Source organism: Coprococcus eutactus, from assembly GCF_001404675.1.
Classification (GTDB): Bacteria; Bacillota; Clostridia; order Lachnospirales; family Lachnospiraceae; genus Coprococcus; species Coprococcus aceti.
Genome location: NZ_CYXU01000002.1, coordinates 58,724 through 82,084, shown reverse-complemented (window position 1 = coordinate 82,084; position 23,361 = coordinate 58,724). Strand labels below are relative to the sequence as shown.

Below are 23,361 nucleotides of genomic sequence, written 5' to 3'. Positions count from 1 at the left end.
AGAATTTCCCGGTTGTTGTGGTTGGAATATAAAAGTGTAGATAACAAAAGGTGTGCATAAATTGTATTTATGATATACTTATCGATAAGTTAAATTCGAAGAAAGAGGATGATAGAAGATGGAAAATCCGTTTGAATTTCATGAAGAAGATACAATTATTGCATGCGTAGGTGACAATGGGGGAACTACCGATGAGGATATAAGAAATGGGTTCAAGCGTACCGTTGAACTTCTGACGGAATCATTGAAAACAGGTTCCGAAGTTGAAGATCTGTTAGTATATCCTATCGTTTATAACGCCAGACACAGCATTGAGCTATCTTTGAAGATTGTCATAAAAATGTTATGGCGAATAGAGGAAAAGAAAGGGATATGTTATTCTGAGGAAGTCTTAAAGGAAAGAAAAAAAGAATTACACACGCATAGTATTGAATGCCTATATAAATTAGCATGTGATAAGAAGAATATTGACAGAAGAATTCCTGCATATTTTGAGAATATAGAAGATATGATTTACTTTTATTATTTCGATGAAGAGGGGGATGCCTTCAAATATGAACTAAATACTATAAATGAGCAAATACCGAAAAGTGCACAAAACTCATAATTTATTGTGCGCATTATGCGGACAATAAATTGTTTAATCCTCTTAATGTCCGTGTATAGCAGATTTGTTTGTGCAGTTTTTCAAATTTGCTCATTTATAGCTAAATAAAGAAGATGAACCACATATGATAAAAAACAAAATTTCTCATGTAAGTATTGAATTGTTAGAAACAGAATTTAAGGAAGTAATGAAAAAATTTGATGATTTGATATATTTTCTGGATAATTGTATCTTTGAATATTCGCTAGGAACATTTACCAAGAGCTTGTCGAGAGCAGATATATGGGATATTTCGAAGCGGCTTCCTGTATATGAAGAATGGAGAACAGAGAAATTCAAAGAAGTCAAAGATGAGATTAAGCAAGAATATCATCTCGGAAGTAAAGAATTTTCAGATGCTGTAAATCTAATTAAGGAAAATAGAGAGTTTTCGGTAAATATTGGATGCGAGAAAGTATTCGGGTCAATTACAGAAAATGAATTAAAAGAATACGCTTCATTGGTTAGATACTATTCTGAGAAAAGTAAATCTGACAACAAGGGTAAAGAGATAGGGTTCGATTTACGCAAAATACAAAAGAATGGGGAGATTTTGAAAAAATATTTATCCAGCATTTCTATGAATACATTAAATACACTATTATGTTTTAGTGAGATGAGTAATAGTTTCTTAGCGGTTGAACATTTGGAAGAGGTTCATGATGACATAGTCTCTAAGGCGTTTGACGGAACATATCTCATAAGAAAACTAAAACAAAGAAATATATGTTTAAGAATCTTATATGGAATGAAAAAGTGTGGACAGGTGACTTATGCAAAACAGTTGAGTGCTGCACTGGAACAAGAAGGAGTAGAGCTAACGCTTTGAGAATAATAGTGAACACGATACACTCGTGTCTCTGACGTTAAAGCCAGTGTTTTAGAGGGCTGGGAGAGGGATGCCCAATTTTATTGACGAGCCAATCAATGGATTGGATCCACAGGGTATAGCAGAGATCCGGGATACGATTCAGAGACTTCAGAAAGAGAAGAATATGACAATATGCATTTCCAGTCATATTCTTGAGGAATTATCGAAGATTGCTACTGATTATGGAATTATTCATAATGGAAGTTTATTACAGGAAATTACAAGAGAAGAATTAATAAGAAGATGCAGTGAACGGATAGAGTTGACATTGGATCATCCGAAACAGGCGATTCCGGTGCTGGATTCTATGGGATTTACCAACTATCAGGTAACAGATAAAGAGCATATTCATATTTTTGAACGATTGAATGAAAGTGCAGCGTTGAATATGGAACTTGCAAAGGCAGGAATTCCGGTAAAAGGGATTTCCATAACCAGTGAAGAACTGGAAACTTATTTTCTGAATCTGACGGGAGGTGCGGATCATGCTTAATATAATAAAAATGGATTTATACCGGATGCTTAAAACCAAAAGTATGTATGTAATCTGGATCGTACTGGCAGCAATATTATTGATTACAACATCTTTAAGCAAGACAGATTATGAGCTTTTGACTGAAAAGGATGCCATGAAACAGGAGCAGGTTACTGAACCTACTGTGGATAATATTAATGTGGGAATGATGGTAACGCTGCCTACGGAGCCGGGAGAAAAGGTGACGGTATATGATATCTTTTTTGCCAATTCTCAAGGAAAATTGTATGCACTGCTTTTGGTGATTTTTACTGTTCTGTTTTCAACAGCGGATATCAGTAGCGGATATATTAAGAATATAGGAGGTCAGGTTAGAAATAGAGGAACTCTGATTTTTTCCAGAGCAATTGCCTTGGCTGTCTTTACGGTACTGACAATGGCAGGTGCATTCTTATTTCAGGCAGCGGCGAATGGTATTGTTTTCGGGGAATTGGAATGGGGAAATACAAAGGCAATTTTATCTTATTTTGTGACTGAACTGGCTCTTCATTATGCACTTGTGCTGATTTGTATGGCGATTGCAATTATTTTGAAAAATAATGTAATCAGCATGGTCATTGCTGTCTGTCTTAGCATGAATGTAATGACCATTGTGTATGGGGTGATCAATAGTGCTATTCAAAAAATAGGAATTCAGAATTTCCAGATTTATAAGTATACGATAACAGGAAAATTATCACTGCTTCCTATGAATCCAAGTGGAAATGAGTGTTTGGCGGCATTTGGTGTGGCAATAGTGTTCATCGTTATGATGATATCAGTAAGCAGCGTTGTTTTTCAAAAGAGGGATATTTAACGGATGTATATCGTAATTGGGATATTAGCAGGAATTATTATCTTACAATTTATTATTATGTGGAAATACCAGCGGCAGGTGAAAGACATCTGCCGCCAATTGGCGTTTATGATGAAACATGACAGTAACATGTTGATTAACCATGAATTTGATGTGGGTGGAATAGGAAAGCTTTCTGACAAGTTGAATGAGCTTCTGGAACTGCGAAGAAAAGAGAAGCAGCATTATCAGGAGAAAGAAGCTCTGATTGCGGACACTTATACAAATCTTTCTCATGATATCCGCACACCACTGACATCTTTGGACGGATATTTCCAGCTAATGGAAGAATGTGAAAATATAGAGGATCAGAAACGTTATTTAAGCATTATCCACGAAAGAATTCATAGTCTGAATGAAATGTTGGAAGAACTTTTTATGTTTACAAAGTTAAAAAACGAATCTTACAGTTTGGAATTGACATTGTGCTGTATGAACCGGATTTTGAAAGAAACAGTTTTTTCATACTATGATGAATGGGTAAGAATGGAAATTCAGCCGGATATTCAGATTACGGAAGAACAGTTGTATATACATGGAAACAGGCAGGGACTCTGCCGTGTTATCCAGAATGTGATAAAAAATGGGCTGGATCATGGAGAAAAGAAGATTAGCATTGTGTTGGAACGTGATCAAAATCAGGCGGTGCTTAGAATCAGCAATCAGGTTACACATCCAGAACAGATTAATATAGATCAGGTATTTGAGCGATTTTATAAAGCAGATGTTGCCAGAAGTAAAACATCTACTGGATTGGGACTATCTATTGCAAAGGAGTTGGTTAGTCGGATGGATGGAGAGATTGAAGCAAAAATAGAAAAAAAAGAGTTTATTGTTGAAATGAACTTTCCGATTGTAACCGATGCTAAATAGTATTTTGCGACGTAGAGGGATAATCAATAATTTTTATTTATCCTTACAGAAGCATTAGCTCTTATGTTAGGATACTATCTAAGGAAAGTACCCATGACAGGGCGTTAAGTGTCTGGGGGTACTTGCTTAGCGCCGATGACGGCTTATGAGATTATTTCGATTTTCATTGGGATATTAGCATTGTTGGAGGAATACAGAAAAATGTCAAAGCCACAGCAGGATTCCATTAAGGATGTTGGTGGTTTTGTTGCAGGACATCCGGCATTTTTGGAAACAGATGATGAAATTTCGCTGCCAGATAGTTATGAGAAAGCGACGAAAAAATATTTTATTATTTCGAGTTATCCGAAACAATTGTTAATGTAACTGCAATTTAATTCAGTCTATAGTGTAGGCTTTAAGTGCCTCCTATGATTAAGTATGGATCATAGAAGATCTTATTTTATTGCAAAAGAAACTGATATGTAGAGAACTTTAGTAGTAAATGGTAAACTACTCGTGGGTATCTAAATAAAACCCCCCTCAAGGGGATGGATTTAAATTTATTTTATGCTCTTGCATAAATCGGGAAGCGTATCTGACCACGGAAGCAGATCGTTTATATATGATTCAACAGGTTCATCCTGGTGAATCAGTATTTCATTGTATGGCAATGATACGGAATACTATGAGGAATATTGATGTATATCAGAATTATTGAACCATGAAAAGGGTTTGAGTGACAATGTGAATGATGTATAGTAGAAATATAAAGAAATTACGGAGGATGTTATGAGTGATTTTTTAAAAAGCTGTACTAAGAGTGTGATAGAGAAAATTAGTTTGTTTGTGGTTTTGCAAATTGTATGGATAATAGAATTTCACATATTAGCTTTTTTTTCAGCAAAAGATTTAATTTATAGTGTGACAAAGGAGAAAATCAAAGTACCGCCAATAATTGATATATATAGTCAAATGATTATGAATTGGATAGATACATATAAAGAATTTATTTTCTTTATGGGTATTATCATGATCATTGTGGGTATATCGGGAACTATGTTTAAGCATATACCAGTTTTGAATAAATATAAAATAATATATACATATTCTGATTTTGGCTTGTACGCAGGTTGTTGGATTCTTTTGATATTTTACACATATAGCATATATATGAGTATGGGAAAATTTTTTTTGACAGCACCGATTATAGCATATTTATTGTATTTGCTCATAAAGAAAATAAAAGAATGGTTAGAAAAACAAGGTATAGAGTTTGTGGAATAAAACACAGTTATTGGAATGATATTAAAGATTAGGATTAATTTTTTCCCTGATTGCTTGCGGTAATTTGATAATGATAGAGTATTGATGAAAGTAAAATCTCTATGTGTGGAAGTTAGGAGAGGATCCCCCCTGAATTGATTAAAGGCATGAATTTTGCTTAAGTAACTCTTATAATGAAGATGGGAAATGTCACAGAAAATGTCATAGAAATTTCGGAGAAATCAAGTAGTTAATGTTAGAATATTCTAAGAGGAAGCTTTCTAAAGCGTGCGAGACTCTTAAAGTGATTTCTGCAAACCCGAATGTTTTAATTTAGTCTAAACTAAGTCTCATGAGATTTGAGGCTGAGTAAGACTGTATGTGATAGAGCAAAATGCGTTAAAATCAGCATTGTAGGTGAATCATAAAGTTGTAGTCTCAAGTCAGTCTCATTTTTGAAATTGTTTGTTGAGACTAACTTGAGACCGAGGAGATTAAAGTCATGGAGAAAAGAGAGATTGAATCAAAAGATACAATCTCTCTTTTCTTGTGTGGCATATATATAGTTTAGATATTTTATGGTAAAATAAAAATTGATTAAGATAGGGGCAAAAATATAAAACTGTAAAAATATATATTGGGAGGAAAACAATGCAGGGTGAAAAATTTACATTGATGCAATATAACATCAGCGCAATTTTAGGTTTTATAGAAGCAGGAGACTTTGTAATACCAGAAATACAGAGACCATTTGTGTGGAAGAGGGCACAGGTAAGAGATTTGATAGACTCCCTTTATAATGGATATCCAACAGGATATATAATCACTTGGAAGAATCCTGATGTACATACTAAGGATGGAACCGTTGCAAATGGCAAACGTGTGTTGATAGATGGACAGCAGAGAATCACAGCACTTATGGCAGCTGTTTCGGGACTTGAGGTGTTGGATGAGGATTTCAATAGAGATAGGATAAAGATTGCCTTTAATCCGCTTGCAAAAGATTCGGATAAAAGATTTGCAGTTCAAGATGCATCACATCTCAAAGATAAGAAATGGATTCCAGATATAGCAGAAGTGTTCAAGACAGAATTTGATCCATTTGACTTTGCTATTATGTATTGTAATGATAATCCAGACGTGAAACCTAAAGAGATCAATAATGCGATAATGAATCTCAAAGGAATTACGAACCGGCAGATAGGCGTAATTGAACTGGATCATATGTTAGATATCGATGAAGTAACAGAGATATTTATACGAATCAATTCTAAAGGAACTGCGTTAAGCCAATCGGATTTTGTTATGTCAAAAATGGCAGCAGATACAATTCACGGAGGCAATACTCTGAGAAAGGTTGTAGATTATTTTTGTCATCTAGCAGTGAAGCCAGACTTTTATTCTCAGATGGTAAAAGACGATGAGTTTGACAACACAGAATACGCATCGAAGATAAAATGGCTGGCGAGAGATAATGAGGATATTTATGATCCTGATTATAATGATATGCTTCGTGTTGCTTTTATGTATAGTTTTGACAGGGCAAAGCTTGCTGACCTTGTAAGTCTGCTTTCGGGAAGAGATTTTGAAACACGTGAGTTTAAAGAAGATATAGTGGAAGATTCTTATAACAGACTCAGAGAGGGAATAAAACAATTTATTAATGAACATAATTTTAATCAGTTTGTATTGGCTATTAAAGGGGCGGGATATAAATCACGTAAGCAGTTGGGATCGCAGATGACACTTGATTTCGCATATCTGCTTTATTTAAAGCTGTTAAATGATTCAGAGATTCCACATGATCAGATAAAACATCATGTACAAAAGTGGTTTGTATTGTCCACTTTGACTGGAAGATATGTGGGTTCGCCAGAATCTGTAATGAGCAGGGATATAAGACTTATGAATGAAAAGGGATTTATAAATTTCTTTAATGAAGTGGAGTCATCAGTTCTGTCTGATACATTTTGGACAATCACATTGCCACAAAGTTTGGAGACTACTTCTACAAATAGCCCGGCCTTTAATACGTTTCTTGCTGCGCAAGTTAACATGAATTGTAATTCGTTATTTATGCGTGGGACAATGATATCTGACCTAATAAATATTTCGGGAGATGTACACCATATTTTCCCTAAGGCTTATCTAAAAAGAAATGGAGTTGAGGCAAAAGGAAGGTATAATCAGGTAGCAAATTATACATATCTTGATACGCAGGTTAATAAGGCGGTAAGAGACGATGCTCCCAATATTTATTTCGGTAAAGTTCTCGAACAGTGTGAGAACGGCAACATTGCATTTGGAAATATATCTGATAGGGGAACAATGATGAAAAACCTTGAAGAAAATGCAATTCCTTATGATGTTATTGAAATGACAATAGAAGACTATGATAGATTTTTAGAAGAGAGACGCTTTCTTATGGCGAAACTTGTTGAACGGTATTATAAGAGTTTATAAGATATGGATAGAATAAAACATATAAATAGTGTGGTAGCAAAGGTGAATAGTTCAACTTCAACGGCTAAGAATGTTAAGGAAAAATAAAAGATATAATTATAAATAGTTATTGCACTAGTTACACCACAAGGAGCACACCGAATGGAAGACAAACGAAAGAACACAGTCCTGGAAATCTTAAACTACTGGAAAATCACAGAATTTCTAGGTCAGATCGACATTCCACAGGAAAGTACAGAGAACAAAAAGCTAATTAAGAATATTAAGAATGGCAAAGAGGTTAAGGCAGAGAAGATCGAGGTCTTCTTTGATTTGCCAGTTTTGTCGGCTTCTGATATTGATCTGGAAATGATCCTGGAAAATGACAGGGACGACTATGCGAAGTTTCCTTCGGTTGGTGATGAGATCTATTTTTGTCTGGGGAAGGTAGAGCGGAATACAGTAGTTGATTATCTTGAGAAGTTTATAGAGGATAAATCCGATAATCCTGAGATAGCTTATCCGAAAAAGAGTGCGATCGCATGGTGCTCATTCAAGACAGATACGAAAGGCGTGTATCTTAAGAATAGTTTCCAGCTGTCATCGATACTGTGGGCAGTTGCCAGGTGGGATGAGTCAAGAGCACATAAGAGTCATGACTTTGCTCTCGATACTAACGAATATAAAGAACTTGTTGGAGAGATCGATGGGGAACTGCAGAACCAGAATGTTGATGAGTTCATTTCAACCATATATGAAAAGATTTTTAACGAGTATGTGAAACACAGATTCTCAGAGGATTCGCAGAAATCGATGGGAATTGCCGAATACAACAGGTATGCGAGCGAACAGGCCAGAGATGCGGACGAGGACGCATTTGACTATGCGGATCTGGGTAAAAGCTTCTTTCTGAATGACATTATCCAGGTGTCAGAGCTGGTTCAGAACGGGAGCTTTGGCGATGGGAATGAATATGAGAAGAAAGTGATCGAGTACATTCTGGCAGGGTACGAAAAGTCGAAAGGCCCAGACGATTTACCGAGAACGATCATCTCGCCAGATGCGGGAAAAAGTGAGATGAAGTTGTTCTTTGACAGAATTCTTAACGTTACAAATTCGCCAAGGGGAAAATGGCCGGCCAAATATATGCCGGCGTTGATGCAGCAGGTTGCAGTCAATATTGCGATTAGACAGGACGGGGATGCTCCAGTTTTTTCTGTAAACGGACCTCCCGGAACGGGAAAGACTACATTGCTCAAGGAGATCGTGGCAAGCAATATTGTTGAGCGTGCCAGACTCCTCGCTGAGAATGCAGAAGATCCAGACTCTTTATTTGAGATGCATTCATTTTCTCATGGCCCGCTAGAGGCAAATGAGAATGCCTATTACCAGTATGCGCCTCATTATTATTCGATAAATGTTGATGAGATCAACAATTATAGTATGCTGGTCGCGTCATGTAACAATGCGGCGGTGGAAAATATCACGATAGATCTTCCGAAGGCGAGGGATATACTTGACAGTCTGGAGTCGTCTAGAGATGATGAAGAGGAGATCCGCTGCGGTCTGGATGAGGTTCATGATTTGTTTGATATCAACAAGTCAGGTGATGTGGAGACTATAACCAGATATGGTAAGAGCCATGAAGAGAAGGATATTTATTTTACGCGTTATGCGGATAAACTTTTAGGCGGAGCCGACTGCTGGGGCCTTATATCCGCTCCGTTTGGCAGAAAGGCAAATATCCGTAAGTATTGCAATTCGGTCCTGAAGCCATTTGTGGAGGACTATAAATCGAATGGTGTCAGAGAGCAGCATAAGGCAAAATATCTGGAGGTAAGAAAAAAGTTTTTATCTCAATATAAACTGGTGGAAAGCCTGCGAAATGAGTTGGAACAGATCTGTGCTCTGGCAAGTTCGGTTCCTGTGGAGTTGCAGGAAAATGCACCAGAGGATTTGTCATGTGAAATAAGTGATGTGGAAAGAAAGCGGCAGATGTTTGAGCGTCAGTTATTTGCTGAACAAAAAGAGCTGATCGAGCTTGAGGAAAGCAGACCGAAGGGATTGTTCGCAAGGCGTAAGGATACATCCGCAAGAGATATATTCATTCAGGAGAAGAAAGCGACAATATCAAAACTTAATGGAGAGATAACTTCTTTGAACAATAGGATATCAGGCCTGCAGAATCTTCAGGAATACCAGCGGTGTATTTCAAAATACTCGCATGGGCAGATGAAGATGACCCCGGTGGACGCTGCATTTATGGAACGTTATGTATCCGAGGACGACAGGCTGTCAACAAAAGCACAGATAACCAATCCATGGTTTACCGCCCAGTACAATAGAGAGCGTGAAAAGTTATTCCTGTATGCATGTAAGCTGCACAAAGAATTTGTCATTTCTTCAAAATGCATGCGGCATAATATCATCAACCTGATGATTGCGTGGAATGTGTTTGATGATTGTGGTGAGAGGATGAAGCTTGCTGACAGAGAAGAAGCCATGCCATATATGCTCCAGAGCATTTTCCTGCTCACCCCTGTGATATCCACGACATTTGCTTCTGCGCAGACATTTCTGGGCGATGTGAAGAAAAGCGGAGTGCTTGGAACTCTTATCGTCGATGAGGCGGGACAGGCACAGCCACAGATGGCAGTTGGTGCGATGTTCAGATGCAGAAAGGCGATCATAGTCGGAGATCCAAAGCAGATCGAGCCTGTGGTTACCGCAGAGACTGACATGATAAAACAGCTGCTTACCGCAGAGATATTGGCAGGTTACAAGGATAAGAAAATCTCTGTGCAGGCATTTGCTGACTATATAAATCCGTATGGAACTTATCTTGGAAAAGATGAGGAGAAAGAGTGGGTAGGCTGCCCGTTGGTAGTCCATAGGCGCTGCATTGACCCGATGTACACAATCTCAAATGTGCTTTCATATGATGGAACTATGAAGCAGCAGACGGCAGCACCTAAGGCTGATAGGGCAAAGACATTTATTTTGGACAAGAGCTGTTGGATAGATGTAGCCGGTGCTGAGAATTCGGGCAAGAAGGATCATTTTGTCAAGGCACAGGGGGAGCTTGTGCTGAAACTTCTGGCGAGAAAATTTGAACGGGATCCTATCGATATCCCGAGGCTGTTTATCATCACACCATTTACATCGGTGAAAGAGGGAATGCTGGAGATGATAAAGAAATCGGAGTTATACGGAAAAGAGCCAAGAGTCAGAAAATGGCTTAATGCAAATAACATTGGAACTGTGCACACTTTCCAGGGGCAGGGAACGGATGAGGTTATATTCCTGCTCGGATGCGACAGCAAATCTATGGGAGCAGTCAACTGGGTGAACAATAATATTGTAAATGTTGCAGCGACAAGGGCAAAATTCAGATTCTACATGATAGGCGATAAGTCGGTATGGACTTGCAGGCCGGTGAGGGTTGCGAGAGAATGCACAGCAGAGATACTAACAGATAAAGAGGTTGCTGAGCTGCTTGGCGATAAGACCGAAGAGGCTAAGTCTGCATCTTTAAAGATGTCTATGATATGCCCAGAATGCGGGAAAAAGTTGGTTGAAAGATCGGGGAAATTTGGAAAATTCATAGGTTGCTCGGGCTTCCCGAAATGCCGGTTTACGCAGTCGGTATAGGAACAGAGCAACACCCCGTTGCTTTCCCCAATCCCCGCAATCTGTTATGATATCCATAACGGAGGTGAGTACAATGGAGACAAAGGACGTTATATTAGAACTTCGAACCAAACGAGGATTATCCCAGGATGACCTGGCAGAGAAGGTCATGGTCACAAGGCAGGCGGTATCGCGCTGGGAGAATGGCGAGACGGTGCCGAATACAGATACGTTGAAACTGCTTTCAAAAGAGTTTGATGTATCGATAAACACTCTGCTTGGTGAACCGAGGAAACTGATATGTCAGTGCTGTGGAATGCCGCTTGAGGACGATGCCATTATGGGGCGGGACAGCGATGGTTCACTGAACGAGGACTACTGCAAATGGTGTTACGCCGACGGCACCTATACCTATAGCAACATGGATGATCTGATCGATGTATGTGTGAAGAATATGGTGGGGGAGAATTTCACTGAGGAGCAGGCGAGAGCATATTTGAAGGAAATTCTGCCGAAGCTTGATTATTGGAAGCGTTATGAGCAGCTAAGTGATGGCGGCCAGTTTGAGGCATTTAAAGAGCAGCTTATAGACGAGATCAATGCGCTTCATATAGAGGGGATGCCTCACCTTGAAAGACTCAATGCGCTTGTTGGCAAATATGTGAATCTCGAGTATCGTTTGCCAAATGGCATGAATGTCAAATTCCTTGATGACGAGAAAACATATCTGGGAAATCAGCTGGAATGTGAGTTTGGTGGAGACAGATGTTTTGGGGTCCTGGCGGATATGGATTTTATATTGATATCGACATATGAGGCGGAAGGGACAAATCCGGAGCTGGTTCTTTATAAAAAGAGGTAGTATAATGAGTTAGGTTATTTCGTCAATAATCTTTCACAATTTATATTACAGGGGGAAATACATATGATACAATGTGCCGGATGTGGCAGCAATCTGGTATATGATATAGCAAGAAAGAAAATGTACTGCAAAGCATGTGGAAATGAATACGAGCCGGAGAGTGTCGACAAGGATGAGGACAGCGAGGAACGCAAGCTTATGGAACTTACTGTATTCATTTGTCCGCAGTGTGGTGGGGAGATATACAGTACAGATGAATCAGCGACGGGATTCTGCAGTTACTGCGGGGCAGCGACTATGCTTTCCAGCCGGCTGAAAAGCGAGAGAAGACCGGATTATGTGATACCGTTTGCGGTGACGAAGGACATGTGCAAGGCATCATATGCCACAGTCATGAAGAGGGCGATATACGCTCCGAACAGGCTGAAACACAGACGAAATGTGCAGGAGTTCCGTGGAATCTACATGCCGTATTGGCTGTGTGATGTTGACCAGAAAGGTAAAACAGCTGTCAGGGCGACGGACAGCTATAGCTCAGGGGTTGATACAGTCAGTCATACATATAATGTAAGATGCTTTGCGGATAATCATTATGAGAATATAACCATGGATGCATCATCGCTGTTTCCGGATGATCTCAGCAGTAAGGTGGCACCATTTGACTCGGCGGATATGAAACCATTTTCCATGGGATATCTGAGCGGGTTCTACGCGGATCTGCCGGATGTGGATTATGGTGTGTACAGGGATAAGATAGCGCAGGTGACAGGTGATATGGCGTATGATGTGATGATGAGTAAGATAAAGCATCATCTATGTACATACGATGCTATCGGTGAACCGGAGGAGCCATTGTCAGAAACGATGGATATAAAGATCACTGGAGCAAAGACCGGGTTGTTTCCTGTGTGGCTTTTGTCATACAAGAACGGTAAGCGTATTGCATATGCAGCGGTAAATGGCAGCACAGGAAAAGTGGCTGCGGATATACCGCTTGATATCGGCAAGTTCCTGCTGGGATGCCTGATAGGAGTGGCTCCATTATACTTTTTGCTGAACTTATTTCTTACGGTGAGACCTGGCGTTCTGCTCGCATTTGTATCTGCGATAGGTGCGCTTGTGACCATGATATATTGCGATGAGATGGAGAAGATAGCGGATGTAGAGACACATGAAAATGATGTGGGATTCTTCGCAAGGCATACACTCAATGTAAAGAAAAGTGGAGGCAGGAAGAAAAAACTACAAATAAAAAAGCTACAAACAAAAAAGCCACAAAAAAATACAAAAAGAAAATTAAAAAATAAGATAACTTCATTTATAAAGTTTTCTTGTTTTCTTGAAGTCATACAGCTGATAGCATGCATGATATTATTTTTCTGCCTGAAGTTTGGAATAAATCCTTTACTTTTTAACTGGGATATTATGGGAAAGGCCAGTTATGTTGTGGCGGTCATCTCGTGTCTGGTTGCCATTTACGGAGCAGTAAAAGGCATAGCAAACGTGAGAAGAGTAAAAAGAAAAAGTGGCGTCATGGGATTATTTATTGCCTTTGCCACCATTCTGTCTGTAGTGGTTGTGTTGATAAAACCGGTTATGGATAAGTATTATTATGGATGCGTGCTCCTGGTGGGTGCTGCAACCATTCTGACGCTTATAGACCTGGTTATCAGCCACAACCGGATGTCCACAAGACCACTTCCGCAGTTTGAGTACAAGGGAGGTGATCATCGTGCGTAGAGCGATAATTGGCAGAGTGGTGATCACTGTAATGATCATGCTGCTGTTTCTGGTTGTGGGATGCAACGGTGCAGTGACTGTCCACGCATCTGAAAATGATCAGGATGATTCGTACAGTTACCACTATAAAGTGATAATCAAGGATTATGCCAATGTGTTGACTAAAAGTCAGGAAGAACAACTGATGGAGACTATGCAGGAGACAGCCCGTTATTGTAATGTATTATGCGAGATATCGGAATTTGCATTCCATTCTTCAGCGTACCATGCTGAGTCATCCTACAAAAGGGAATTGGGCACCCTGGATGGTGTTATGTTCCTCATTGATTTGTATAATAGACAGATATACATCTATTCTTATGGCGAACCGTATAAGATCATCACCAAGACAAATGCGTATACGATAACAGACAATGTCTATGAATATGCAAGTGAAGAGAAATATTTTGAGTGCGCAAATGAGGCATTCAAGCAGATAAATATGCTGCTGGTAGGAGAGCAGATAAGCCGTCCAATGAAGCATATCAGCAACATACTCCTTGCAATAATATTTTCTATATTGCTTAATTATCTTCTGCTGAAGAAGACGTCAAAGGTATATGACATTGGTTCAAAAAATCTGCTTACCGGTACAAAGGTTTCATATAACATGAATCAGAAATATGATATGCTCACTGAAACGAGAAGTACAAGATCCGGTTCCGGCGGCCATGGCGGAATTGGTGGAGGCGGCTTTGGAGGCGGAGGCATCGGTGGAGGTGGCGGTGGCCACAGCTTCTAGTCAAAGAGAAGAAAATCTGACAAAATATAAACGATGAAAAATGCTGTGAAGAATTTTCGAAATTCACAGCATTTTATTTTCATAAGGAGGGACCCACGTAAGTGGGAGGAATCCTTGTGAAGTACGCAGACGCCGCGCGAAGCGCCTAACATGCGTCTGCTCCTTTTGTAACGTTTTTCAATTATACTGGTCTTATATGTGAAGGGAGGTAAAAAACTTGGCGTCAGGAAAAGAAAAAAATGGAATAGAAGAAATATACGAAAAGTACTACAAAGACGTATATCGTTTTGTGCTGGCACTGTCTAAGAATCCCCACATAGCCGAAGACATAACACAGGAGACATTTGTTAAAGCGATAAAAGCTGTGGATCGGTTCAAAGGAGACTGTGATATAAAGGTCTGGCTCTGTCAGATAGCCAAGAATACATACTTTACATATGCGGGCAAACAGAACCGGGAGCAGGTGGACGTTGACGCGGTAAATAACCGGTCAGAGTCACAGGCTGCACTTATGGGGGCTGCGGAGTATGATCTCATATCTGAGTCGGTTGAGGATAGCGGCGTATTCAAATTCTATCTCGGGGAGCAGGGGCTGACATCACTTGATATATTTGGAAATGCAAGGTCGTGGATGTCAAGTGAGGCGTATCAGAGCTTTGGGGGATATAGAGAGGGCGCGGCTGTCCCTCAGACAGAACATAAGGATACAGGCAGTTCAGATATATACTATGGCGATGAGGAGCCAAGAGTTATAAATAAGATTGTGTATTGCCACAAGGATGGAACCGAGGTTGCGACTCTCTGGGAGGAGAACCAGAACCTGCCGATCCTGAACAGTGAAAAATAGAATGTGTATGCCACATAAAACTCACATTACAAATAATTAAAGTAAAAACCGCCCTTTTTTGCCATTTAATTGAATGATCCATGATATACTAGCATTGTGCATGACGTTCACGCTGTATTTAAAGGGGTATTGCCCCAGTTATGAAAAGGATAGTAAGCTAAATGGGAAATAAGAAAAAGATGGTGTTCAACGTATTGTTCCTGGTTCTCATATTTGCCGGAACGATATACGGAGTGTTTCACGGCGAGGATATAGGACAGATATCTGATATACTTCAGACGGTGAATCCTTGGTGGCTCATACCGGGAGTGGTATGTGTTGTGGTATTTATATGGGGAGAATCAATTATCATTCATTATATGATGCGAAATCTTGGAGTGAATGTAGGCAGGGGAACCTGTTTCCTGTTCTCGTCGGTTGGATTCTTTTTCAGCTGTATCACGCCATCTGCATCAGGTGGACAGCCGGCTCAGATATATTATATGAAGAAAAAGAAGATCCCTATTCCGGTGTCAACTCAGGTACTGCTCATAGTGACGATCATGTACAAGCTGGTGTTGGTACTTCTGGGACTTGGAATAGCTATATTTGGACAGAGTTTTATACATACATATATAGATGATGTGCAGTGGGTATTTTATCTTGGACTTGTGCTGAACGTTGTGTGTGTGGCAGGAATGGTGCTGTTCGCATTTCACCCGTCGCTTGCAAAGGCATTTGTGGTGAATGGCAGTAGACTTCTTGAGCGGATGAAGTTTTTAAGACACAAGAAGTCCCGTGAGGAAAAGCTCGCGGCATCAATGGAAAAGTACAACCAGACTGCGGATTACATGGTAGGACATTTCGGGATGCTGGTGGTAGTGTTCATTATAACAGTTGTGCAAAGATTCTCACTATTTGCAGCTACATGGTTTGTGTACAAGGCGTTTGGACTTTCAGGATCATCATCATGGCTTATCATTCTCATGCAGGGAGCCATAGCAGTTGCGGTGGATATGCTTCCCCTTCCGGGTGGTATGGGAATCAGTGAAAAACTCTTTATGGAGATGTTCTTGCCGATATTTGGCAGCACATTGCTTCTGCCGGGCATGATACTCAGCAGAGGGCTGGGATACTATACTGAGCTGATAATCAGTGCAATATTTACAGTGGTGGCAAGCTTTGTGATAGGAAGGAGATCTGAATGAAACCGAGATCAGAGATGAGCATGGAACTATATGATATGATGCTTGACCGGGGGTATCCAGAGGAATTTTGTGACCTCATAACAAAGAATCTGAACACCGACTTCACTGCTGGAAGGATGATAGGATACCTGTCTCATTATCAGGAGCTGCCCCTTGAGGAGATTGTGGATGAGATGTTGTCCATTCTCGCAGACCGGAACCGTATCATGCAGAAGAAGCAGCTTGAGAGCAACAATGCCGAGTGGAACCGTTTTCTGGAGGAAGGCTTCGGACTGGATGAAGATGATGAATAATCTTTATAATAGTTGAGTTTCTTAACTGGTAAAATCTGTCGTTATATGGTACAAATATTTATAGAAAAGTATATGGAAAAAGGATTGATATAATGACGGAAAATGAAGCTAATCAGAGCGCTGAGGAACAGGAGAAAAAGGTACAGAGTGAGATAGAAGAGACCCTGGCCGGGGCCGGTATTGGTATGTGGACCATGGTGCTCATGAACGACGGCAGATCCATGCTGTATGCGAACAAGAAGATGAACGCTCTTCTTGGAACGACTGATGATCTGTCGCCTGAAGATAGATATGTAAAGTGGAGAGCAGGCATTACTGAGGAGTCACAGCAGGCCACCGCTGAATACATGGAGACCATAAGACGCGACGGCAAGGCTGAGGTTATATATACCTGGATGCATCCAACCAGAGGACTGTTGCACATAAGATGTGGCGGTGTTCGGGACAGGAGTTTTACCGATGGCATAAAAGTCAGAGGCTACCATCAGGATATAACCGCTGTGCGCAATGCGGAACAGGCTCACAAGGAGAAACTCCGGGAGCAGGATTCGGTTATCAAGGCTGTTAGCAGCATATATTTTATTGTGTGTATATTCGATCTTCAGACCGGTAAGGTGCGGGTTATCAAGGAAGGTGATACCTTCAGAAAGCCGGCACAGAATGCGGATTACGAAGCAGGAAAGACAATAGAAAATGTGATAAATGACTGTGTGGTTGAAGAGGATCGTGAGCAGATGCGCAGATTCTACAATCTGGACAGGCTGGCGGAGAAACTCAGGACGGAGAAGAGCGTCAGTAAGGATTTCCGGGACACTTTATATGGCTGGTGCCGTATAACGGCGATTCCAGTCAGGACGGATGAGGAGAGTGAACTCACCCGTATACTCATAGGTGTTCAGGAGATCGACGAGGAGAAGAAGGAGGAGATCCGTGCCCAGAAGCTGCTTGCCGAAGCTTACGAAGAGGCCAAGCGTGCAAATACAGCGAAGACGGAATTTCTTTCACGCATGTCACACGACATAAGAACACCTATCAACGGAATCCTTGGAATGTCACGAATTGCCGAACAGTGCATAGATGACAGGGACAGAGTGATGGATGCGCTGTCCAAGATAGATGATGCTGGAAAACAGCTTGAACTGCTCATCAACGATGTGCTTGATATGAGCAGACTTGAGAGCGGAAGAACGGAGCTCACCAGTGAACCGTTTGACATAATAAAGGTTTTGAGAAGTGGATATGATCCGATCCTGGTCATGGCACAGGAGAACGATGTGAAGCTTACGGGTGCTCATTTCAATATAAAGCACAACATGGTTATAGGCAGTCCGCTTCATCTTCAGCGGATCTCTCTCAATATATTGACAAATGCCATCAAGTACAACAAGCCGGGCGGAACGGTAGAGGCGTGGATGGACGAGATACCTGTAGACGGCAGGCATTCCAATTATGTGTTCAGGATAGCTGACACAGGAGTTGGAATGAGCCAGGAGTTCATCAGCCACCTGTTTGAGCCATTTTCAAGGGAGCACACTGATGCGGGAACAAAGTATCAGGGAACAGGTCTTGGCATGGCTATTACCAAGGAGCTTCTCGACCTCATGGGTGGAAGCATAGAGGTTGATAGTAAGCCGGGTGTGGGTTCTACATTTACCATGAAGATACCATTTGAGATCTGTACAGATGTCGTTGAGCCAGAGAAGCCAGAGGATCACGAGGCAGTCAGACTTGATGGAATGAAGATACTGCTGGTTGAGGACAATTCGCTCAACATGGAGATAGCAACATTTATGGTGGAGACGGCTGGTGCTGTTGCCACAACTGCGGCAAATGGCCGTGAGGCTGTTGAGATATACAGATCACATCCGGCTGGAAGCTTCGATGTGATACTTATGGATGTGATGATGCCGGAGATGGATGGCCTTGAGGCCACCAGGCAGATAAGAAGCTCAGACCTTGAGGATGCCGGAACCATTCCGATCATTGCCATGACTGCAAATGTATTCGCAGAGGATGTGAAGAAGTGCAAGGCGGCGGGCATGAATGAGCACATAGCAAAGCCACTTGATGAGGATAAGGCATTACATATAATTGCGGGATACAGACATTAAACACAATAAGATACACGATTAAAGAGATAATGATACAGTAAGTAAAAAGCAGTCTGCGGACATCGCCAGTGTTATACATGGTGATGATCCGTCAGACTGCTTTTTATTAATTATATTGAAATGTCTGTCTAGCCGATGCCTCCGAGAAGGATACCAAGTATCAATACAAGGAGACATACAGGACAGTAGATGTATTTGCATATAGGCACGAACTTCTCTGTGAACTTCTTTTCCCTTCCGGTGTTGACCTGTGTCTCAACATATTTCTTGCCACATACCCAGAAGAACATGATTCCGGCAAGTCCTGCGCCAAGTGGGCAGATGTAGATGGACAGTACATCCATCCAGTCAGATACGATACCCTGTATACAGATGGATACCACAACTGCTATGACACCGATGATGGCACATGCAGGTTTTCTGCCAACTTCAAGCTTCTCCTGCACCGTTGCGATTGGTGCTTCGTACAGGTTGATTAGTGATGACAGTCCCGCCATGAACACAGCCACAAAGAAGAGTACGGCAACAATATAACCGCCAGGCATGGACTTGAACAGGCATGGCAGATAGATGAACAGCAATCCCGGGCCGCCCTGGTTGAGCTGTGCTCCGGCAGTTGCCATGGCAGGTATGATTACCAGTGCGGCAAGCATGGCAGCAATCGTATCGAAAAGTGCAACACGTCCGGCAGCCCCCGGTATATCCTCATCGTCTGGCAGATATGAGCCGTATATCAGAGTTCCGTTTCCCGCAACTGAGAGTGAGAAGAATGCCTGTCCCAGCGCAAATATCCATGTCTTTGGATCTGCAAGTACCTTTGGCTCTATGCGGAAGATGTATTTGTATCCCTCTATGGCTCCCGGCTGGCATGCCGCATATATGGCCAGGATGATGAACAATACGAAGAACGCCGGCATCAGGACCTTGTTGGCCTTCTCAATACCGTTGCCCACGCCGAACATAAGGATGGTGATTCCGATGGCAAGTGCAATGATCTGCCATGCATTGTTGCCAAATGAAGATGCCATTCCGCCGAAGTTTGAAGCAAAGCCGTCTATATCCTCCGGTGACAGTGTGCTTCCGGTGAAAGCTCCGATCATGTATTTCAGTATCCAGCCCATGACGACCGTGTATCCGATGGCCATTGCCAGTGCGCCGAGCACAGGTATGCCGCCCAGCAGTTCACCGAGCTTTCGCTTGCCCTTTTTCTCCATGGCGATTCCAAATGCATCGATTGGACCGGATCTTGTAGCTCGTCCGAAGCTCATCTCTCCGATAACTCCGGTGAATCCGATGAGTACCACAAATATAAAATATGGTATGAGATAGGATCCGCCTCCGTACATGGAGACTCTTGTAGGAAACATCCAGATGTTGCCCATGCCCACGGCAGAGCCGATGCAGGCCAGGATGAAGCCCCATTTGTTGTTAAAAGATTCTCTCTTTTTCATGTATAATTCCTCCCAAATGTGTTCGTTACCGCATTGGCGGACCTCCCTCATAGTCCGTAAATTACGTTAACTTAATTAATATACATGAATATCATTTGGAAGTAAATTAAATAATGTGGACATGACTTAAAACATAGCTGCAAAAGCAAGAATTTAATTGAAAAATAACCGGCAGGTGGCGTACAATGTACCAGAAAAATGGAAAAAGTTATTTGAATATTATCTGAGAGGTGAGAAGATTGACAAAGGACAGATATGAACATATAGTACATCCATTTCCCCCACTATACGATGAGAAATCAAGGATACTCATACTGGGAAGCCTGCCATCGGTGAAGTCCAGGGAGCAGATGTTCTTCTACGGACATCCGCAGAACAGATTCTGGAAGGTCATCAGCAGAGTGCTTGGCGAGAAACTTCCGGTGACCATAGATGAGAAGAAAGCCATGCTGCATGCACACCACATAGCCCTGTGGGATGCGATCTACAGTTGTGACATCATAGGTTCAAGCGACAGCAGTATAAAGAATGTTACGCCCACGGATCTGTCGAAGATAGTGGAAGCTTCCAAGGTCACAAAAGTGATATGCAACGGCAAGACCTCAGGAAAGTTTTATGCAAAATATCAGCAGAAGATACTTGGCATAGAACCTGTTGTACTTCCGTCCACAAGCCCGGCAAATGCTGCGTTTTCGGTGGATAAGCTGGTTGACATCTGGGGTGCTGAGATACCGGATATATGCAAATTATAGACAGAAGATAAACTCATACATAACATTTTCAAAAGCTTTCTGTAGAATGATGTACAACGAGTGAGAATATGTTATCATAGAGACCGCAGCCGGATGGAGTCAGATATCCGCTGTGAATATAGAATACTCATAATGAAGTTAAAAGGAGAGAGAAGAGATGGCATTAAGTTTTATCGAGATACTTAAGGTAGTATTCCTTGGTATCGTGGAAGGAGTCACAGAGTGGCTCCCGATCAGTAGCACAGGACATATGCTTCTTGTGGATGAATTTATCTCACTGAATGCGAGCACTGATTTCAAGGAAATGTTTTTCGTGGTGATACAGCTTGGAGCGATACTTGCTGTCGTGACCATATTCTGGAATAAGATGTGGCCTTTCCAGCTCAAAGACAAGACACAGCCTGTCATGAAGAAAGATACCTGGAGTATGTGGTTCAAGACAGTTGTTGCATGTATACCTGGAGCGATAGTTACGATACTGTTTGATAATTACATAGAGGCGCATTTGCACACAGCGGTTGTCATAGCGATTGCCCTTATTTTCTATGGAATAGCATTTATTGTGATTGAGAACTGGAACAAGACCAGAACACCGAAGGTTGAGACGCTGAACGACATAACATACAAGACAGCATTTCTTATAGGTATGTTTCAGGTGCTCTCCATCATACCGGGTACATCCCGTTCAGGTGCCACCATCATAGGTGCTCTGCTCATCGGTGTATCAAGAGTGGCAGCAGCGGAGTTCACATTCTTCCTTGCGGTTCCGGTTATGTTCGGACTCAGTGCTCTGAAGATGATCAAATTCGGACTGTCATTTACAAGTGCTGAGTTCGCTATACTTATTATAGGTTGTGTCGTTGCATACCTTGTATCCATTGTTGTCATCAAGTTCTTGATGAGCTACATAAAGAAGCATGACTTCAAGATATTTGGCTGGTACAGGATCGTGCTCGGAGTTATAGTTCTTGCATATTTTGCCTTATTTGCATAGCTTATAAATAAATAAAATCAAAAATTGCATAATATATATAGTATGTGCTATAATGCCCATGAATTGTGCATTATAGCACATACTAACATTGTGATAAAATTTTATGGGAGAAGAAAGATGGCAAAGGTTTCAATCATCATTCCAACATATAACGTAGAGATGTATCTGGTGGAGTGTATGGATAGTGTTGTAAATCAGACATTGAAGGATATCGAGATCATATGTATCAATGACGGATCTACAGACAGTTCACTTGAAATATTAAAGGGATATGCGGAGAAAGACGACCGTATCATTATTGTTGACAAGGAAAATGGCGGTTATGGAATAGGCATGAATATCGGTCTTGATAAGGCTACAGGTGAGTATATTGGTATAGTTGAGCCTGATGATTTTGTGCCACTTAATATGTATGAGGAACTGTACAACAAGGCGGTTGAGAACGACCTTGACCTTGTAAAGGCAGATTTCTATAGATTTAAGCGCAACGATGACAATGGCAACATGACTTTGGTGTACAACCACTTGTCACCGAATGCAGAGGATTATAATGTTGTGTTCAATCCAAGCGAGACACCAAGTGCGATCCGTTTCATTATGAACACATGGAGTGGAATTTACAAGAGAAGCTTCATAGAGGAGTATCATATCAGACACAACGAGACTCCGGGAGCATCATTCCAGGACAATGGTTTCTGGTTCCAGACATTTATATATGCCAAGAGAGCTATGATAGTGAACAAGCCATATTATATGAACCGCAGAGATAACCCGAATTCATCTGTTCACAGCAGAGAGAAGGTATACTGTGTCAATGTTGAGTATGATCACATCAGAGATATACTTGTAAAGGATCCTGAGATCTGGGAGCGTTTCAGAGGCGTATACTGGCTCAAGAAATACCACAATTACAACGAGACGATCAGGAGAATCGGACCTGAATTCAAGAAGGATTATATAAGAAGATACAGCTCCGAGTTCAAGAGAGCAATGGAGATGCAGGAGATTGATCAGACTATATTTACAAAGCTTGAGTGGGCGAACATCCAGTTTATCATCAAGTCCCCTGACGATTACTATTATACAAGAATCGCATGTACAGATCGTGAGCGCAAGCTTGAGAGAGAAGTCAGGAGACTCCGTGGTCTGGTTCATCAGACCCGTGCAGATCTGGACAGAGTGAAGAAGACACCTACATTCAGGATCGGTGCGGTCATTATGTTCATACCTAGAAAGATCAAGAGTTTATTTAGTCGAAACAAATAG

General features: G+C 41.2%; 19 protein-coding genes and 1 pseudogene. 19 read left to right on the top strand and 1 reads right to left on the bottom strand.

All coding sequences use genetic code 11. From position 1 onward, the window contains the following. Positions 1 to 118: 118 nt before the first annotated feature. The 16 genes and pseudogenes from ARA78_RS04770 (at position 119) to ARA78_RS04695 (ending at position 18,898) form a co-directional block, all read left to right on the top strand. Positions 119 to 607, top strand: a complete 489-nt coding sequence (locus ARA78_RS04770) for a hypothetical protein (RefSeq protein WP_055280102.1) — start codon at positions 119 to 121, stop codon at positions 605 to 607. Between the two features lie 124 nt (positions 608 to 731). After that, on the top strand, positions 732 to 1,475 hold the full coding sequence (locus ARA78_RS04765) for a hypothetical protein (protein ID WP_055280101.1): 744 nt from the start codon (positions 732 to 734) through the stop codon (positions 1,473 to 1,475). An 82-nt stretch (positions 1,476 to 1,557) separates the two neighbouring features. Then, positions 1,558 to 2,010 (top strand): annotated as a pseudogene (locus tag ARA78_RS04760) (ABC transporter ATP-binding protein); the annotation flags it as partial. Further along, on the top strand, positions 2,003 to 2,848 hold the full coding sequence (locus tag ARA78_RS04755; protein ID WP_055224328.1) for an ABC transporter permease: 846 nt from the start codon (positions 2,003 to 2,005) through the stop codon (positions 2,846 to 2,848). The pseudogene ARA78_RS04760 and the gene ARA78_RS04755, both read left to right, overlap by 8 nt. Positions 2,849 to 2,851: 3 nt before the next feature. Beyond that, positions 2,852 to 3,760: a sensor histidine kinase gene (locus tag ARA78_RS04750; protein WP_055280100.1), complete on the top strand. Its 909-nt coding sequence runs from the start codon at positions 2,852 to 2,854 to the stop codon at positions 3,758 to 3,760. 201 nt (positions 3,761 to 3,961) lie between these two features. Continuing rightward, positions 3,962 to 4,126 carry a hypothetical protein gene (locus ARA78_RS04745; protein ID WP_156329385.1) on the top strand — a complete coding sequence of 55 codons (165 nt, stop codon included), beginning with the start codon at positions 3,962 to 3,964 and terminating at the stop codon, positions 4,124 to 4,126. A 405-nt stretch (positions 4,127 to 4,531) separates the two neighbouring features. Continuing rightward, entirely contained in the window at positions 4,532 to 5,026 is a 495-nt protein-coding gene (locus ARA78_RS04740; protein ID WP_055280098.1) for a hypothetical protein, read from the top strand. Between the two features lie 630 nt (positions 5,027 to 5,656). Then, entirely contained in the window at positions 5,657 to 7,468 is a 1,812-nt protein-coding gene (locus tag ARA78_RS04735) for a GmrSD restriction endonuclease domain-containing protein (protein WP_055273810.1), read from the top strand. A 141-nt stretch (positions 7,469 to 7,609) separates the two neighbouring features. Beyond that, positions 7,610 to 11,098: an AAA domain-containing protein gene (locus ARA78_RS04730; RefSeq protein WP_055273808.1), complete on the top strand. Its 3,489-nt coding sequence runs from the start codon at positions 7,610 to 7,612 to the stop codon at positions 11,096 to 11,098. 73 nt (positions 11,099 to 11,171) lie between these two features. Then, positions 11,172 to 11,939, top strand: coding sequence for a zinc ribbon domain-containing protein (locus ARA78_RS04725; RefSeq protein ID WP_055273806.1), 768 nt, complete (start codon positions 11,172 to 11,174; stop codon positions 11,937 to 11,939). A gap of 63 nt (positions 11,940 to 12,002) precedes the next feature. After that, positions 12,003 to 13,679 carry a ygiT-type zinc finger domain protein gene (locus ARA78_RS04720; protein WP_022216298.1) on the top strand — a complete coding sequence of 559 codons (1,677 nt, stop codon included), beginning with the start codon at positions 12,003 to 12,005 and terminating at the stop codon, positions 13,677 to 13,679. After that, positions 13,672 to 14,460 carry a TPM domain-containing protein gene (locus ARA78_RS04715; protein ID WP_055273804.1) on the top strand — a complete coding sequence of 263 codons (789 nt, stop codon included), beginning with the start codon at positions 13,672 to 13,674 and terminating at the stop codon, positions 14,458 to 14,460. The genes ARA78_RS04720 and ARA78_RS04715 overlap by 8 nt, the downstream gene beginning before the upstream one ends. Positions 14,461 to 14,677: 217 nt before the next feature. Continuing rightward, the gene (locus tag ARA78_RS14450; RefSeq protein WP_055273801.1) at positions 14,678 to 15,307 is read left to right on the top strand and encodes an RNA polymerase sigma factor; all 630 of its coding nucleotides are present in this window, start codon (positions 14,678 to 14,680) and stop codon (positions 15,305 to 15,307) included. A 161-nt stretch (positions 15,308 to 15,468) separates the two neighbouring features. Next, complete coding sequence (locus ARA78_RS04705; RefSeq protein WP_055224298.1) at positions 15,469 to 16,494, top strand: lysylphosphatidylglycerol synthase transmembrane domain-containing protein; 1,026 nt, start codon at positions 15,469 to 15,471, stop codon at positions 16,492 to 16,494. Further along, positions 16,491 to 16,787, top strand: a complete 297-nt coding sequence (locus tag ARA78_RS04700; RefSeq protein ID WP_172674888.1) for a hypothetical protein — start codon at positions 16,491 to 16,493, stop codon at positions 16,785 to 16,787. Before ARA78_RS04705 ends, ARA78_RS04700 begins: the two co-directional genes overlap by 4 nt. A 92-nt stretch (positions 16,788 to 16,879) precedes the next feature. Continuing rightward, positions 16,880 to 18,898 (top strand): ATP-binding protein, encoded by a 2,019-nt coding sequence (locus ARA78_RS04695; RefSeq protein ID WP_055280097.1) that lies wholly within the window; start codon positions 16,880 to 16,882, stop codon positions 18,896 to 18,898. Positions 18,899 to 19,026: 128 nt separating this feature from the next. Here ARA78_RS04695 and ARA78_RS04690 read toward each other — a convergent pair whose 3' ends face one another. Further along, a complete protein-coding gene (locus ARA78_RS04690; RefSeq protein ID WP_055280096.1) occupies positions 19,027 to 20,349 on the bottom strand; it encodes a sodium-dependent transporter in 1,323 nt (440 codons plus the stop codon). 239 nt (positions 20,350 to 20,588) lie between these two features. On the opposite strand from ARA78_RS04690, the gene ARA78_RS04685 reads away from it, so the two are divergent. The 3 genes from ARA78_RS04685 (at position 20,589) to ARA78_RS04675 (ending at position 23,361) form a co-directional block, all read left to right on the top strand. After that, positions 20,589 to 21,101 (top strand): DNA-deoxyinosine glycosylase, encoded by a 513-nt coding sequence (locus ARA78_RS04685; RefSeq protein ID WP_207641793.1) that lies wholly within the window; start codon positions 20,589 to 20,591, stop codon positions 21,099 to 21,101. 157 nt (positions 21,102 to 21,258) lie between these two features. Continuing rightward, the gene (locus tag ARA78_RS04680) at positions 21,259 to 22,095 is read left to right on the top strand and encodes an undecaprenyl-diphosphate phosphatase (protein WP_015533460.1); all 837 of its coding nucleotides are present in this window, start codon (positions 21,259 to 21,261) and stop codon (positions 22,093 to 22,095) included. A gap of 117 nt (positions 22,096 to 22,212) precedes the next feature. Next, positions 22,213 to 23,361: a glycosyltransferase family 2 protein gene (locus ARA78_RS04675; protein ID WP_055280094.1), complete on the top strand. Its 1,149-nt coding sequence runs from the start codon at positions 22,213 to 22,215 to the stop codon at positions 23,359 to 23,361.

What these genes read in the sequence shown, in the direction of transcription:
- ARA78_RS04770 (WP_055280102.1), top strand. Translation starts at nt 119, where the DNA reads ATGGAAAATCCGTTTGAATTTCATGAAGAAGATACAATTATTGCATGC.
- ARA78_RS04735 (WP_055273810.1), top strand. Translation starts at nt 5,657, where the DNA reads ATGCAGGGTGAAAAATTTACATTGATGCAATATAACATCAGCGCAATT.
- ARA78_RS04675 (WP_055280094.1), top strand. Translation starts at nt 22,213, where the DNA reads ATGGCAAAGGTTTCAATCATCATTCCAACATATAACGTAGAGATGTAT.
- ARA78_RS04690 (WP_055280096.1), bottom strand. Translation starts at nt 20,349, where the DNA reads ATGAAAAAGAGAGAATCTTTTAACAACAAATGGGGCTTCATCCTGGCC.
- ARA78_RS04730 (WP_055273808.1), top strand. Translation starts at nt 7,610, where the DNA reads ATGGAAGACAAACGAAAGAACACAGTCCTGGAAATCTTAAACTACTGG.
- ARA78_RS04725 (WP_055273806.1), top strand. Translation starts at nt 11,172, where the DNA reads ATGGAGACAAAGGACGTTATATTAGAACTTCGAACCAAACGAGGATTA.
- ARA78_RS04720 (WP_022216298.1), top strand. Translation starts at nt 12,003, where the DNA reads ATGATACAATGTGCCGGATGTGGCAGCAATCTGGTATATGATATAGCA.
- ARA78_RS04750 (WP_055280100.1), top strand. Translation starts at nt 2,852, where the DNA reads ATGTATATCGTAATTGGGATATTAGCAGGAATTATTATCTTACAATTT.
- ARA78_RS04695 (WP_055280097.1), top strand. Translation starts at nt 16,880, where the DNA reads ATGACGGAAAATGAAGCTAATCAGAGCGCTGAGGAACAGGAGAAAAAG.
- ARA78_RS04680 (WP_015533460.1), top strand. Translation starts at nt 21,259, where the DNA reads ATGGCATTAAGTTTTATCGAGATACTTAAGGTAGTATTCCTTGGTATC.
- ARA78_RS04700 (WP_172674888.1), top strand. Translation starts at nt 16,491, where the DNA reads ATGAAACCGAGATCAGAGATGAGCATGGAACTATATGATATGATGCTT.
- ARA78_RS04740 (WP_055280098.1), top strand. Translation starts at nt 4,532, where the DNA reads ATGAGTGATTTTTTAAAAAGCTGTACTAAGAGTGTGATAGAGAAAATT.
- ARA78_RS04765 (WP_055280101.1), top strand. Translation starts at nt 732, where the DNA reads ATGATAAAAAACAAAATTTCTCATGTAAGTATTGAATTGTTAGAAACA.
- ARA78_RS04745 (WP_156329385.1), top strand. Translation starts at nt 3,962, where the DNA reads ATGTCAAAGCCACAGCAGGATTCCATTAAGGATGTTGGTGGTTTTGTT.
- ARA78_RS04705 (WP_055224298.1), top strand. Translation starts at nt 15,469, where the DNA reads ATGGGAAATAAGAAAAAGATGGTGTTCAACGTATTGTTCCTGGTTCTC.
- ARA78_RS04755 (WP_055224328.1), top strand. Translation starts at nt 2,003, where the DNA reads ATGCTTAATATAATAAAAATGGATTTATACCGGATGCTTAAAACCAAA.